The organism is Pseudomonas sp. TH34 (assembly GCF_016650865.1).
Lineage (GTDB): Bacteria > Pseudomonadota > Gammaproteobacteria > Pseudomonadales > Pseudomonadaceae > Aquipseudomonas > Aquipseudomonas yamanorum.
Window position 1 is genome coordinate 128,771 of sequence record NZ_JAEKFB010000029.1, and the last position, 12,621, is coordinate 141,391.

Below are 12,621 nucleotides of genomic sequence, written 5' to 3' on the forward strand. Positions count from 1 at the left end.
GAAATTATTTTCATCCGGCCCTATCACTTTTTGCATCTCGCTCGGCACATAGGCAATTGAGAAATATTTCCATTCAGGAGCCGCCGTATGTCCCGCACGCTAGACACCCTATTGCGCCCCAGCCTGTTAGCCGTGGCCATCGCCCTCAGCGCCCCGCTGGCCAGCACCCAGCTGATCGCCGCCGAACAGGCCTCCAGCGTGCGCGCCTACAACCTGCCGGCAGCGCCGCTGGCCACTACCCTGAACCAGATCGCCAGCCAGGCCGGTCTGGCGTTGACGCTTAATCCAGGGTTGGCGGCGGGCAAGACTTCCGCGCCGGTGAAAGGGCAATTCGATGCGCAGGGAGCGTTGCGCGAAGCATTGCGTGGGACCGGGCTGCAACTGGAGCAAAGCAGTGCAGGCACGTTCAGCCTGGTAGCGATTCCGGAGGGGGTTGTGGCGTTGCCGGAGACCAGTATTACCGGGCAGGCGGATGCGGAAAGTGCGTGGGGCCCAGTTGACGGCTACTTGGCATCTCGCACAGCTGCCGGCACCAAGACCGATACCGCACTGGTCGAAGCCCCGCGTTCGATTTCCGTCGCCACTCGCCAGCAAATGCAGGACCGCAACGTCCAGAACCTGGATGACGCCGTCAAGTACATGCCCGGCATCGTGTCCGCCAGCTACGGCAGTGACACCCGCTACGACTGGATGCGTGTTCGTGGCTTCGAACCTACCCAGTTCCTCGATGGCCTGCCGCTGCCACGCGGCGTGTACGCCAACCCGAAAGCGGAAACCTGGAACCTCGACCGCCTCGCGCTGCTGCGTGGGCCGGCTTCATCCGTCTACGGCCAGACCCCGCCAGGCGGCCTGCTGGATATGGTCAGCCGACGTCCCAGCGCTGAATCGAGCAATGCCATTCAGGTGCAATACGGCAGCGACAACTACCGCCAGATTAACTTCGCCAGCACCGGCAAGATCGATGATGAAGGCCAGTTTCTCTACGGCCTCAGCGGCGTGGTGCGCGATGCCGGCACTCAGGTCGATCACATCGACAACAAGCGCTACAACATCGCCCCCAGCCTGACCTGGAATATCGACACCGATACCAAGCTGACTTTCCTGTCGCAGTTCACTCGTGACGATACGGGCGCCACCAGCCAGTTCCTGCCGATTGTCGGCACCAAGATCCACTCGCCATTGGGCGAGGTGTCCCATCACAAAAATTTGGGTGACCCGGACTACGAGTATTACGACCGCACCTACTACGCACTGGGCTATGCCTTTGAGCATCGCTTCAACGACACCTGGCAGTTCAAGCAGAACCTGCGCTACACCAAGTCGGAGCTGGCTTTCCAGCAACTGACCGTGGGTTCCTACGGTTACTCGACGATTGATGCCGAGGGCAATACCAGCCGTTCGTCGACCAACGTGGACGAGAACATCGGCCAGTTCGCGGTCGACAACAATTTCCAGGCTGACTTCGCCACCGGTGACATCACCCACACCGTGCTGCTCGGCCTTGATCACCAGCGCACCGACACCTCGTACCTGTCGATCTTCGGTGACGGCGGAACGGTCAACCTCTATAACCCGGTCAACACCACGCCGGTGGTGCGCCCGGCGCGCTCCACGGCCTATTACGACTACAACCAGAAAACCATCCAGACCGGCCTGTACGCCCAGGACCAGATGGCTCTGGATAAGTGGCGCCTGACCTTGGGCGGCCGTGAAGACTGGGTGCACCAAGGCACCACGTACTTCAACAAAAACGATGCAACCAATACCGATCGCAGCAAGAATTTCAGTGGCAACGCCGCGCTGAGCTATGTGTTCGACTCGGGCTTCGTTCCGTACCTTTCCTACGCCGAATCGTTCCAGCCAGCGAGTAACGCCAGCGTCTCACCGACCGAGTCGTACAAACCCACCGAAGGCAAGCAATGGGAACTGGGGGTCAAGTACCAGCCGCCCGGCTCAAATACCCTGCTGAGTGCGGCCGTCTACGACCTGACCCAAAAGAACGTGCTCGTTACCAGCTTCGGTGCCGGTGGCCAGTCGATCACCAACCAGACCGGCGAAGTGAAGGTCAAGGGACTGGAACTGGAAGCCGTATCTGACGTGACCGAGAACCTCAAGATCATTGCTGCGTACACCTTGGCCAAATCCGAAGTTCAAAAAGGCCAATACAAAGGCAACCGCCTGCAACTGATGCCGAACCAGCAAGCGTCCCTGTGGACCGACTACACCTGGCACGCCGGTGTACTTGACGGTTTCGGCATTGGCGCGGGTGCCCGCTACACCGGCAACACCTATGGCGACCAGGGCAACACCTGGCTGGGTAAGGCCAATGCCTACACCGTGTTCGATGCCTCCGTGCATTACGACCTCGGCCGCCTGGACAACAGTCTCAAAGGTGCATCGCTGAAACTGAACGCCACCAACCTGTTCGACAAGGACTACATTTCCACCTGTGATGCTTCCTACTGCTACTACGGCGACCAACGCAGCGTAGTCGCCAGTGCCACCTACCAGTGGTAATCGACTGAGCTAACAACCAGGCCGCCCCCGTGGGCGGCTTCGGTGTGTCTGAAGGCTAGAAAATGAAAAGCAAAACCATCCGCCGCTGGTCCTTCATCCACACCTGGACCAGCCTCGTCTGCACCGTGTTCCTGCTGCTGCTCGCCCTCACCGGCCTGCCGTTGATCTTCCACCACGAGATCGATCACCTGCTGGGCAACGAACCCGAACTGGCACACATGCCCGCCGACACCCCGCAGCTGAACCTCGAACAACTTGTTGCCAAGGCCCAGGCCCATCGCCCCGGCGAAGCCATGCAATACCTGGCCTGGGACGAGGACGACAAGAACGGCGTGATCGCGATCATGGCCGCCACCGCCGGGACCGAACCCAATTCCTCCCACACCTTCATGCTCGACGCCCGTACCGGCGAAGCCGTGGAAACGCCGTCGGCCAACGGTGGGCTGACGATGTTCCTGCTGCGCCTGCACGTCGATATGTTCGCTGGGCTGCCGGGCAAGTTGCTGCTGGCGTTCATGGGCATTCTGTTCGTGTTGGCGATCATCTCCGGCACGGTGTTGTACCTGCCGTTCATGCGCCGGCTGAAGTTCGCCACGGTGCGCCAGGACAAATCCACCCGCCTGCGTTGGCTCGACCTGCACAACCTGATCGGCGTAGTCACCCTGACCTGGGCGCTGGTGGTGGGCGTGACCGGCGTGATCAGCGCCTGCGCCGATCTGATCATCGCTGCCTGGCGTACCGACAGCCTCAGCGCGATGATCGAACCCTACAAAGACGCCCCCCCGCTGACCTTGCGCGCCCCCGCCACCGACCTGCTGACGATCGCCGCCAAGGCCGCGCCGGGCATGGAGCCGGACTTTATCGCGTTCCCCGGCACGCGCTTTTCCAGCGAGCATCACTACGCGGTGTTCATGAAAGGCAGCACACACCTGACCTCGCACCTGCTGACACCGGTGTTGATCGACGCCAGCAACCTGCAGGTCACCGCCATTGCCGAACGGCCGTGGTACATGGACGCCATGGGCATGTCCCAACCGCTGCACTTCGGTGACTACGGCGGCATGCCGATGAAGATTCTCTGGGCGGTGCTGGATGTGCTGACCATTATCGTTCTGGGCAGTGGTGTGTACTTGTGGCTGGTGCGGCGCAAGGCGGCCAAGTCATGAAGCCACGGCAGTCGAATTTCTGGAAGGTGTTCGGCATCCCGCTGGCCATCGGGCTGCTGAGTGCCGCCGGGTTGTTTGCGGCGTTGCTGGGGGATGGGTTGTGGGACTCGTTGAGCTGGGTGGGGCTGGGCATTCCGGCTGTAATTGGTAGCTGGGCGTTGTTCAAGCGTTGAGATAGATTAGCGCTGCCCTTTTCCGAGGAATGCCCATGTCCACCTCCAGCATGACGTTGTTCCACAACCCTGCCTCGCCGTTTGTTCGCAAAGTACGGGTGCTGTTGCACGAGACCGGCCAACTGGACCGTGTGACGTTGCACGGCTGCGTGCCGACGCCGGTCAAGCCTGACGCGGAGGTGATCCAGGACAACCCGCTGGGCAAGATCCCCGCCCTGCGCCTGGCCGATGGCAACGTATTGCATGACAGCCGGGTGATCCTCGATTACTTCGACTATCAACATACCGGGACCCCGCTGATCCCCCGGAACGGCCCGGCCCGTTGGCGGCGCCTGACCCTGGCCTCCACCGCCGACGGCATCATGGATGCCGCCGTGCTGGTGCGCTATGAAACCGCCATGCGCCCCGAGGAGAAACACTGGGACCTGTGGCTGGAAGGCCAACGCGACAAGATCCGTCGCGCCCTCGACATGCTGGAACAGGACGCCATTGCAGAGCTGACCGGACCGTTTGACGTGGCCGCGATCAGCGTGGCGTGTGCGTTGGCTTACCTGGACTTCCGCCACCCGGGCATGCAGTGGCGGTCGAGCCATCCGAAGCTGGCGGCGTGGTATGCCGAGGTGAGTCAGCGGCCGTCGATGCTCCAGACCCAGCCACCGGCTTAACCTGCTGCAAGGGTTCCTCTGTGGCGAGGGAGCTTGCTCCCACTGGGCTGCGCAGCGGCCCCAAAAATCCTGGGAGCGCTTCGCACTCCAGCGGGAGCAAGCTCCCTCGCCAAAAAAAGCTCCCGGGCTTCGGGAAACAGTGCGTTGATCCGCATCATCAACGTTGCTCCTACCTGCTGATCTTCCCGCAACCCCAACGACCTACTCATCACCCACCTCCTTGCGCTTGCCCACGCCATACCAATCCAGCTTGCGGGTCAGCACCATCACCGTGCCCAGCAACCCGAACAGCAGCAACGAGCCCATCAGCAACGCGTAATCCTCGGCACTCAGCAACCCGTACAGCAAGCCATACAACGCCGCCAACGCTGCCGAAAACCCCAGGCCATGGGCGACGCTGCGCAGTACATGGCAGACATAAAACCCGATCAACATCACACAGGCCGCCGCCGATATCAGGTACGCCGGACCAAACCCGATGTGCTCGGACAACGACAACAACAGCAGGTAGAAAAACGCCAGGGCAAACCCCACCAGCGCGTACTGGATCGGGTGCACCGCCAGGCTCTTGAGCACCTCGAACAGGAAGAAACCGGCAAACGTCAGGGCGATAAACAACAGCGCATATTTGATCGCCCGGTCACTCTTGAGGTACTGGTCCACCGGGTCGATAAAGCTCACGCCAAAGCTGCGGCTGTTGAAGTCGTCACAGCCGCGCTCGGCCAGGCAACTGCTGAGTGCTTCTTCCAAATTGGTGGAGAAAAATGTGGTCTGCCAATGGGCGCTGAAGCCTTGTGCGGTGACCTCGCGCTGGGTCGGCAGGAAGTTGCCGATAAAGCTCGGGTGCGGCCAGTTGGACGCCAGCTTGACCTGGCTGGTCTTGCCCACCGGCACCACTTGCAGTTGCTCGGTGCCTTGCAGGCGCAGGTCAAAGGCGAAGTCAAAGGGTGCCGGCTTCTGGCTGTCCTGCTCGGGCAGCATCACGTGCACACCCTCCCCCAGCCACGCCACTTGGGTGCCCGGTGAAAACGCCAGTTGCTCACCGCCCAGCTCCAGCTTCAGCGCGTTTTCGATGCCACGAATGTCGCTGATACCCACCGCCAGATACGCCGGGTCAAAGCGGTAATCGGCAAAGTGTTCCTTGATGCCCAATTGCTCCGGCAATACAAACCGCCCACTGATCCGGCTGTCGGCGTGGAACAACCGGGCTTGGTAAATGCCCCGGGCGCGCACTTCGGTTTGCACCTGCCCGTCGAGGGCAAATTGCTCCGGCAGGAAATACAGATGACCGCGCACCTCACGGGTTTCTTCGTAGCGTTCGTTGAGCTTTTCATTGAGCTTCCACTCCCGGACAGTCTTGCGATAAGGCACCACCAGCACCGGGCCATTGAGGCGCTGGCTGTAGCTGGAACTGCGGGCGATATCCTGCAAGACGTCGTCGCGCAATTGCTGACGGTCGGTAATCACCCCGTGGATCATCAGCAACGGAATCAACAACAGCACGATCAGCAGCGCGATGGCGCCCAGTTTGAAAAGCAGATTGCGGTTCATGAAGCTCTCCCTGTTTGGATGGGGGAGAGTCTGGCGGGCGCTTAAGGGGGATTTATGAAGGGAATGTGGAGACTGTGTGGAGATGCAGTTTTACCTGCACGCCGCCGGGCACGTTGCCGATCTGCAGTGAGCCGCCGTGCAGCTTCATCACCTCTTCGACAAAATTCAGCCCAAGGCCGGTGCTCTTGCGCCCGCTGGCCGGGCGCGGCAGGGAATAGAAGCGCTCACTGAGGCGCGGCAAGGCGTATTCGGGAATCGGCTCGGCCTGGTTGAACAGGGTGAATTCGACGCCGTCATTCACAGCCTTGGCGCTGAACCGCAAGGTGCCACCGGGCGGGGTGAAATCCAGGGCGTTTTCCAGCAGATTCCCCAGGGCCTGACGCAGCAGGAACGGCTCGCCGTACACCTGTACATCCGCAGCAATCGCCTGCTGGACCTGCAACCCGGCGCCTTCGATGCGCGCGCATTGAGCCTTGAGTACTTCGTCTACCAACGCTGCCAGCGACAGGCTGCTCTGGTCTTCAAGGCCCTGGCGCTGCTCCACCTGCGCCAGGTTCAGCAGGCGTTCGATCAATTGCTGCAAGCGCGCACTTTCGCTGTCGATATTGCCCACGAAACGCTGCTGCTGATCCCGGGACATGTCGCCCTGCAACAGCTCCGCCGCCCCGCGAATCGCCGCCAATGGACTTTTCAGCTCGTGGGTCAGGGTGTGCACATAACGCTCGACGTACGCCTTGCCTTCCAGCTGGGTGCGCATGTGTTCCACGGCGGTGGACAACTGCTCCAGCTCACCGCCGCGATAGTGCGGCAACTCGGCACGCCGGCCTTCACTCACCGCCTGGGCATACGCCGTGAGCCGGCGCAGCGCGACACTCAACCACCACGACAGCAGCGCACCGAACAGCAAGCCCAGGCCCACCAGCCCGGCGCCGTACCACAGCAGCCGGTCTTCGGTGCGGTCCACATACGGCTGCAGCGAGCTGTTGGGCTTGGCCACGGTGACCACGCCAATGATCTGCCCGTTATCGCGGATCGGCGCGCCGACGTGCATCACCGACGAAGCGGGGTCGTCCAGTTCGCTGCGGGTCGAGCGCGCACCATATTCGCCGCGCAGTGTCAGGTACACGTCATTCCACTTCGAGTAATCCTCGCCCACCGCCTCGCCGGTGGAATCCAGCAATACGATGCCCTTGGCGTCGGTGACGTAGATGCGGTGGTTGACCTGGTTTTTCGGCAGGCCCCAGATATTCGCGCCAGGCTGACGCTCGCCGTAGGCCTTGAGCAGTTCGGGCCAGTGGCTCTGGCCAAGGGTGCCGTTCTTCACATCGCTGCGCAGGATTTCTGCCAGCAGGTTGGCGGTGTCCACCAGGGTTTCCTCGGTGGACTGGCGCACACCGGGGCGGATTTCCTTCATCACGGTGCTGAGTACGAAGTAGCCGGTCAGGCCGATAAACAGCGCATACACCAGGAAGAACCGGATCCCCAGGCGCATCAGCTGTTGCCCGGGCTGTAGCTGTAGCCAAGGCCGCGGTGGGTCTGGATCGGCTCAGACTCGGGGGCCACCGTCCGCAATTTGCTGCGAACGCTTTTGATATGGCTGTCGATATTGCGCTCGTACCCTGCATCGGCCGCCACGCCCACCGCATCCAGCAGTTGCTCGCGGCTGAACACCCGCTCGGGTTGCTCCAACAGGCTTTGCAACAGGCGAAATTCATGGCGTGTAAGGTTAAGAGGCTGCCCGCGATAACTGATCTGCATGCGCTCCAGGTCCACCTGAAACACCGCTGGAGCAACACCAGGGCCAACCCGTTTGAGGATCGCCCGCACCCGGGCTGCCACTTCGCGCGGGCTGAACGGCTTGACCACATAGTCGTCAGCACCGATCTCCAGGCCCACCACGCGGTCGATCTCGCCGTCCCGGGCACTGAGGAACATCACCGGCACTTCGCTGAAGCGCCGCAGCTGCTTGCAGGTTTCAAAGCCGGTGATATCCGGCAGGCCGATGTCGAGGATGATCAGGTCCGCCGGTGTCTGCCGCTGATGGGTCAGCGCCGCCTGGCCGAGGCTCAGCCAGGTGGTGGTGAAGCCTTCGCCTTGCAGGGCGAAAATCAGCGTATCGGCGATGGCCGCTTCGTCTTCGACAATCAGGATATGCGGCATGGTGGTCCGTCAGCAGTCCGGTTTGTCCGCAGTGTAACGGCGAGCCGGGTTTACCGCAGCGCCGAATTCACGCAGGGCCTTGGCGCCGATCAGCAGCGGGTAGTTGAAGCTGCTGCGGTCCGTGAGGTTGACCTCGACGGTGCGTTTGACGTTGCCCAGGCACATTTCCAGGTCGATCACCGGGCGCTTGGCCACCGTGGCTTCGTCCTTGTCGTCATCTTCGTCGGCGCGGCTTTTGATTTTGCTGATGCGCGAGACCTTATGCTCGTACACCTTGTTGCTGGCGTCCTTGCCGCCGAGGCGGAAGCGCACCCAGTCGTCGCCATCACGGGTGAAGGTCTCGATGTCCCGGGCCGACAGCGAGGCGGTCAGCGCGCCGGTGTCCATCTTGGCCTTGAAGGTCTCGCCGATTTCCGGCAGTTGAATGTATTCGTAGCGACCGTAAAGGGTCGGCTCAGCGGCCATGACAGGCAAGGCCACGAGCGCTAGTAGGGCAAGGATGGATTTCACGTAGGAGGTTTCCTTGAAATAGATGGGCCAATTCTAGACTGCAAAATCGCCGCTTAGTTAGATCACAGAGCATACCCAGCCCGCTGTGAAACATTCGTAAGCTTATTTGCGATTTGGCCTCTAGACCCAAGCTGCTTATCATGGCGGGCCAAAATGATTCCAAGAGTTACTTATGCGCCGCCTGCTCACCGGCTGTTTCGTCACATTGCTGCTATTGCTCAACACCTTGGTGCTGTTCGGACCGCTGATGGTGTTTGCCCTGCTCAAGCTGGTGGCGCCCGGTCGCTTTCGCGACTACGCCTCCTGGGCCGTCATGTGGATCGCCGAAACCTGGGCCGAGATCGACAAGCTGATCTTCGCCCTGTGCATCCCCACCCAATGGGATATTCGCGGTGGCGAGGACCTGCGGGGTGACACGTCTTATCTGGTGATCAGCAACCACCAATCCTGGGTCGACATCCCCGCTTTGATCCAGGCCCTCAACCGACGCACGCCGTTCTTCAAGTTCTTCCTGAAAAAGGAACTGATCTGGGTACCCTTCCTGGGCCTGGCGTGGTGGGCACTGGATTACCCGTTCATGAAGCGCTACACCAAGGCGTTCCTGGCCAAGCACCCTGAGCTGGCAGGGCAGGACCTGAAAATCACCAAGGAGGCCTGCGAGCTGTTCAAGCGCCAGCCGGTCACGGTGGTGAATTACCTGGAAGGCACGCGGTTCACCCCGGCCAAGCGCAAACAGCAGGATTCACCCTTCGAGCGTCTGCTCAAGCCCAAGGCGGGAGGCGTGGCGTTCGTGCTCGCGGCGCTGGGTGAACAGTTGGATGCGGTGCTCGACGTCACCGTGGTTTATCCACAGGAAAACATTCCGGGCTTCTGGGACTTGATCAGTGGCGCGGTGCCGAAGGTGATCGTGGATATCCGCACCCGTGAGCTGGATCCGGCGTTGTGGCAAGGGGATTACGAGAACGATCCGGCGTTTCGCCAGACCGTCCAGAACTGGGTCAACCAGCTCTGGATGGAGAAGGATGCGCGCATCGCCCAACTGCGCGCGGAGCGGTCTTAGCCGCCAGTGCCCCAGGCCGAAGCCAGTTTGCCCAGCACCGACTCGCTGGCGCCTTGGCCGCCCAGGTATTTCAGGATAACCGGCGCAAACTGGCCAACCATCCCACTGTCCATGCCCAGTGCGCTGAACGCGGTGTTCAGGTCGTTGGTGTTCTTCACGTTACCCAATACGCCATCCAGACCCGAGGTCTTGCTGCCGCCGCTCTGGCCGAGCATGCCGCTCAGGGCGCCGAGGCTGCCCAGGGAGTTGCTGCCGGAGAGCTTGTCCAGGCCCGGTACGCTTTTGGTCAGTTGCGAGTAATCACCGCCGCCCAATTTATTCTTGGCCAGGCCCAGCATTGCGCCGGTACCGCCGACAGCCTGCTCCGGCGTCACGTTCAATTGCGAGGTCAGGGCGCCCAGCAAGCCGGCGGTCTGTGAGGTCGGCGCAGCCGCTGCTGCCTTGTCGCCACCCTGTGCGCCCGAAACGGCATTGGCTACATCGCCGAGGCTGAAACCTGCCGCAAACACCGGGCTGGCCGCCACGGTCAACAGGCAGGACAGGGCAAAACCGCGTGAAATCTTCATCAAGACAACCTCTGAAAGTAAGCGCTAAAAGCAGGAGTTTGACTGGGTGTTACGAAAGATTGTTCCCACCTCACAGATTAGTTCAGAAAACCACTGCATCCGAACCGCTCTGCGCTGCGTATATCCATCACGAACCGCACGGAGGTTGATGGAATGAATACCCAAGCTGGACTAACCTCAGCCTGCCGTCTTTACCGTCTGCCGTCCCATCGCCCTGTTGCACGTGCCTGGAGAAGCCCTATTTCGACCCACGATGCAGATCAGCTACGGCAATTGCTGGCCCAGTGCTCCCTGGGTAACCGCCAGGCGTTCGAAACGCTCTACCGCAGTGTTTCCCCGCGTTTGCACGGTATTGCCCTGCGTTTCATGGGCCGCCAGGACTTGGCCGAGGAAGTGTTACAGGAGAGCTTCGTGCGCATCTGGTTCAACGCCTCGCGCTATGAGGCCCATCTGTCGGCGCCCTTGACCTGGATGATTAACATCACCCGCAACCTGGCGATCGATCAGTTGCGCAAACACCGCGAACAGCCCTTGAGCGACGGCCAGCAAGACGCCATGACCGACGAAAGCCCCAGCGCCCACGAACAGCTCGACAGCGAGCGCGAAGCCCACGCCCTGAACCGCTGCCTCGACAGCCTAGAAGGCATGCAGCGTCAATCGATCACCGTGGCTTACTTCCAGGGCTTGTCCTGCTCGGAGTTGGCCGACCACCTGGCTGCGCCCCTGGGCTCGGTCAAATCCTGGATTCGCCGCGGCATGGAGCGCTTGCGCAGGTGTCTTGAATCATGAACTACCAGACCACGTCCCTGCGCCGCGCCCTCGCGGCGGATTACGCCATCGGGTTGATGCCCGCCACCGCCCGTCGACGTTTTGAAGCGCTGCTGCTGGACGATGCCGCCCTGCGCGTCGAGCTGGGACACTGGCAGGACGCCCTCGCCAGCCTCACCGGGCCGTTACCTGAAAGGCCAGTGCCGGACCATGTGTGGGAAGGGATCAAGGCCCGCATAGAGCCGCAAGTGCTGCATATGCCAGCGAAGAGGCCATTCTGGATGAACCTGCGGTTGCTGGTAGCGGCATGCGGCGTAGTGATCGCGGTGTTGGTGGGAGTGTTGTACCAGCGCGACCTCGGGGTGGAGTACAACGCTACGCTGGTGGCGGCCAATCAACAGCCTGCGCTGAAGATTCAGGCGTATGACGATCATCTGCAGGTGGAACCGCTGACCCTGGCGGCTGTGGAGCCGACCCGCGCGCTGGAACTGTGGGCAATCCCGGCGGGCGGCAAACCCATCTCCCTGGGGTTGTTGCCGGTGTCGGGTAAAGGCCGGATCCAGTTGAGCAAAGAACACCAGGCGCTGCTGACGGCACCGTTGACCCTGGCGGTGAGTCTTGAGCCTCAGGGTGGCTCGCCAACTGGACAACCGACGGGGCCGGTGTTGTATCAAGGCCAGTTGGCCTCACTCTAATTCCTGTAGGAGCGAGCTTGTTCGCGAAGGTCGTCAACGATAACGCGGGAAACCTGAAAGCCCACGGCGCCCTCAGGTTTTTCGCGACCACGCTCGCGCCTACAGTGGATTGCCCTTTTGAAATAACCCCTCTTGTTTTAATCCGAACTTGATCTACCCCGCTGTCAAATTTGACAGTATCTGCAACGCGTCCACACGCCCACCATGAAGGCTCCTATCACGTAAGGGAGTACGACATGAAGCTGATGAACATCGCGCTGAGCGCACTGGTACTTTCGACCCTTGTGGGCAATGCCCTGGCAGATGAGATTGCCATGTGCCCGCCCAAGGCAAGTATCAAACCGGAAGAGCCATGGGGGCCGTGGGATATTTTTTATGCCCCCGGCCCTCATAAGGGCGTCTGGGTGGGAGAGAACCCCTTTGGCGATGAAAACCTGCTCAAAAAGCTCCACTTCACGGGGGCGCTTTACCGGGATATCAGCTCAGAAGGAAATGCGTACGTAGTGTCCTGCGACTACGAGGGTGAAGGCTGGTTCGACTTTTTGAGGATGACGCTGTACTCCTTCAAAGGATGGGCACCCGTGCCGGGGACAAAATGGGTGGATGAGTCGAAAACGGATGAGAGCAAAGCCAAGGCCGGGGCCTACAAAAAAGCCAAGGAGGTCCAATACTGCTATGCAGATTCCACCGAGCAGCATCCGGAAAAACAATGCGCATTCACGTACAAGGAACTGGTCCTCCCACCCAAGCACCATTGACGCTCGTTCCGCGGTTCAGGGCCAATTGACAT

13 protein-coding genes and 1 pseudogene are annotated in these 12,621 nt (G+C 61.0%); 9 read left to right on the forward strand and 5 right to left on the reverse strand.

Annotation, left to right across the window (positions count from 1 at the left end):
• Positions 1–87 precede the first annotated feature (87 nt).
• The 4 genes from JFU58_RS21615 to JFU58_RS21630 all read left to right on the forward strand — a co-directional run bounded on the left by JFU58_RS21615 (position 88) and on the right by JFU58_RS21630 (position 4,521).
• On the forward strand, positions 88–2,517 hold the full coding sequence (locus JFU58_RS21615; RefSeq protein WP_201142199.1) for a TonB-dependent siderophore receptor: 2,430 nt from the start codon (positions 88–90) through the stop codon (positions 2,515–2,517).
• Positions 2,518–2,579: 62 nt separating this feature from the next.
• Entirely contained in the window at positions 2,580–3,683 is a 1,104-nt protein-coding gene (locus tag JFU58_RS21620; protein WP_093204304.1) for a PepSY-associated TM helix domain-containing protein, read from the forward strand.
• Positions 3,680–3,856, forward strand: a complete 177-nt coding sequence (locus JFU58_RS21625) for a hypothetical protein (RefSeq protein ID WP_017476405.1) — start codon at positions 3,680–3,682, stop codon at positions 3,854–3,856. Before JFU58_RS21620 ends, JFU58_RS21625 begins: the two co-directional genes overlap by 4 nt.
• Positions 3,857–3,891: 35 nt before the next feature.
• Positions 3,892–4,521, forward strand: a complete 630-nt coding sequence (locus tag JFU58_RS21630; RefSeq protein WP_201142202.1) for a glutathione S-transferase — start codon at positions 3,892–3,894, stop codon at positions 4,519–4,521.
• Between the two features lie 201 nt (positions 4,522–4,722).
• On the opposite strand, the gene creD is transcribed toward JFU58_RS21630, so the two are convergent.
• Genes creD through rloA2 form a run of 4 tightly spaced genes read right to left on the reverse strand, consistent with a single transcriptional unit; the run spans position 4,723 to position 8,742 of the window.
• Positions 4,723–6,072, reverse strand: coding sequence for a cell envelope integrity protein CreD (gene creD, locus JFU58_RS21635; protein WP_201142205.1), 1,350 nt, complete (start codon positions 6,070–6,072; stop codon positions 4,723–4,725).
• Positions 6,073–6,124: 52 nt separating this feature from the next.
• A complete protein-coding gene (gene creC / locus JFU58_RS21640) occupies positions 6,125–7,564 on the reverse strand; it encodes a two-component system sensor histidine kinase CreC (RefSeq protein ID WP_177025566.1) in 1,440 nt (479 codons plus the stop codon).
• Positions 7,564–8,232, reverse strand: a complete 669-nt coding sequence (gene creB / locus JFU58_RS21645; protein WP_063026674.1) for a two-component system response regulator CreB — start codon at positions 8,230–8,232, stop codon at positions 7,564–7,566. Before creB ends, creC begins: the two co-directional genes overlap by 1 nt.
• 9 nt (positions 8,233–8,241) lie before the next feature.
• On the reverse strand, positions 8,242–8,742 hold the full coding sequence (rloA2, locus tag JFU58_RS21650) for a retropepsin-like aspartic peptidase RloA2 (protein WP_063026672.1): 501 nt from the start codon (positions 8,740–8,742) through the stop codon (positions 8,242–8,244).
• Between the two features lie 172 nt (positions 8,743–8,914).
• Between rloA2 and JFU58_RS21655 the strand changes: the two genes are divergently transcribed.
• Positions 8,915–9,802, forward strand: a complete 888-nt coding sequence (locus tag JFU58_RS21655) for an acyltransferase (RefSeq protein WP_177025568.1) — start codon at positions 8,915–8,917, stop codon at positions 9,800–9,802.
• Here JFU58_RS21655 and JFU58_RS21660 read toward each other — a convergent pair.
• Positions 9,799–10,368 carry a DUF2780 domain-containing protein gene (locus tag JFU58_RS21660; RefSeq protein ID WP_017476413.1) on the reverse strand — a complete coding sequence of 190 codons (570 nt, stop codon included), beginning with the start codon at positions 10,366–10,368 and terminating at the stop codon, positions 9,799–9,801. The two genes, JFU58_RS21655 and JFU58_RS21660, sit on opposite strands and share 4 nt — an antisense overlap.
• 153 nt (positions 10,369–10,521) lie before the next feature.
• On the opposite strand from JFU58_RS21660, the gene JFU58_RS21665 reads away from it, so the two are divergent.
• The 4 genes and pseudogenes from JFU58_RS21665 (at position 10,522) to JFU58_RS21675 (ending at position 12,589) form a co-directional block, all read left to right on the forward strand.
• Positions 10,522–11,157, forward strand: a complete 636-nt coding sequence (locus JFU58_RS21665; protein ID WP_242488309.1) for a sigma-70 family RNA polymerase sigma factor — start codon at positions 10,522–10,524, stop codon at positions 11,155–11,157.
• Positions 11,154–11,831 (forward strand): anti-sigma factor, encoded by a 678-nt coding sequence (locus tag JFU58_RS21670; protein WP_063026666.1) that lies wholly within the window; start codon positions 11,154–11,156, stop codon positions 11,829–11,831. The genes JFU58_RS21665 and JFU58_RS21670 overlap by 4 nt, the downstream gene beginning before the upstream one ends.
• A pseudogene (locus JFU58_RS32330) lies at positions 11,831–11,944 on the forward strand (outer membrane lipoprotein carrier protein LolA); the annotation flags it as partial. The gene JFU58_RS21670 and the pseudogene JFU58_RS32330, both read left to right, overlap by 1 nt.
• 123 nt (positions 11,945–12,067) lie before the next feature.
• The gene (locus JFU58_RS21675) at positions 12,068–12,589 is read left to right on the forward strand and encodes a hypothetical protein (RefSeq protein ID WP_063026664.1); all 522 of its coding nucleotides are present in this window, start codon (positions 12,068–12,070) and stop codon (positions 12,587–12,589) included.
• Positions 12,590–12,621: the final 32 nt, after the last annotated feature.

Coding starts and splice junctions, on each gene's coding strand:
- JFU58_RS21615 (WP_201142199.1), top strand. CDS start 88: ATGTCCCGCACGCTAGACACCCTATTGCGCCCCAGCCTGTTAGCCGTG.
- JFU58_RS21620 (WP_093204304.1), top strand. CDS start 2,580: ATGAAAAGCAAAACCATCCGCCGCTGGTCCTTCATCCACACCTGGACC.
- JFU58_RS21625 (WP_017476405.1), top strand. CDS start 3,680: ATGAAGCCACGGCAGTCGAATTTCTGGAAGGTGTTCGGCATCCCGCTG.
- JFU58_RS21630 (WP_201142202.1), top strand. CDS start 3,892: ATGTCCACCTCCAGCATGACGTTGTTCCACAACCCTGCCTCGCCGTTT.
- creD (WP_201142205.1), bottom strand. CDS start 6,072: ATGAACCGCAATCTGCTTTTCAAACTGGGCGCCATCGCGCTGCTGATC.
- creC (WP_177025566.1), bottom strand. CDS start 7,564: ATGCGCCTGGGGATCCGGTTCTTCCTGGTGTATGCGCTGTTTATCGGC.
- creB (WP_063026674.1), bottom strand. CDS start 8,232: ATGCCGCATATCCTGATTGTCGAAGACGAAGCGGCCATCGCCGATACG.
- JFU58_RS21655 (WP_177025568.1), top strand. CDS start 8,915: ATGCGCCGCCTGCTCACCGGCTGTTTCGTCACATTGCTGCTATTGCTC.
- JFU58_RS21660 (WP_017476413.1), bottom strand. CDS start 10,368: ATGAAGATTTCACGCGGTTTTGCCCTGTCCTGCCTGTTGACCGTGGCG.
- JFU58_RS21665 (WP_242488309.1), top strand. CDS start 10,522: ATGAATACCCAAGCTGGACTAACCTCAGCCTGCCGTCTTTACCGTCTG.
- JFU58_RS21670 (WP_063026666.1), top strand. CDS start 11,154: ATGAACTACCAGACCACGTCCCTGCGCCGCGCCCTCGCGGCGGATTAC.
- JFU58_RS21675 (WP_063026664.1), top strand. CDS start 12,068: ATGAAGCTGATGAACATCGCGCTGAGCGCACTGGTACTTTCGACCCTT.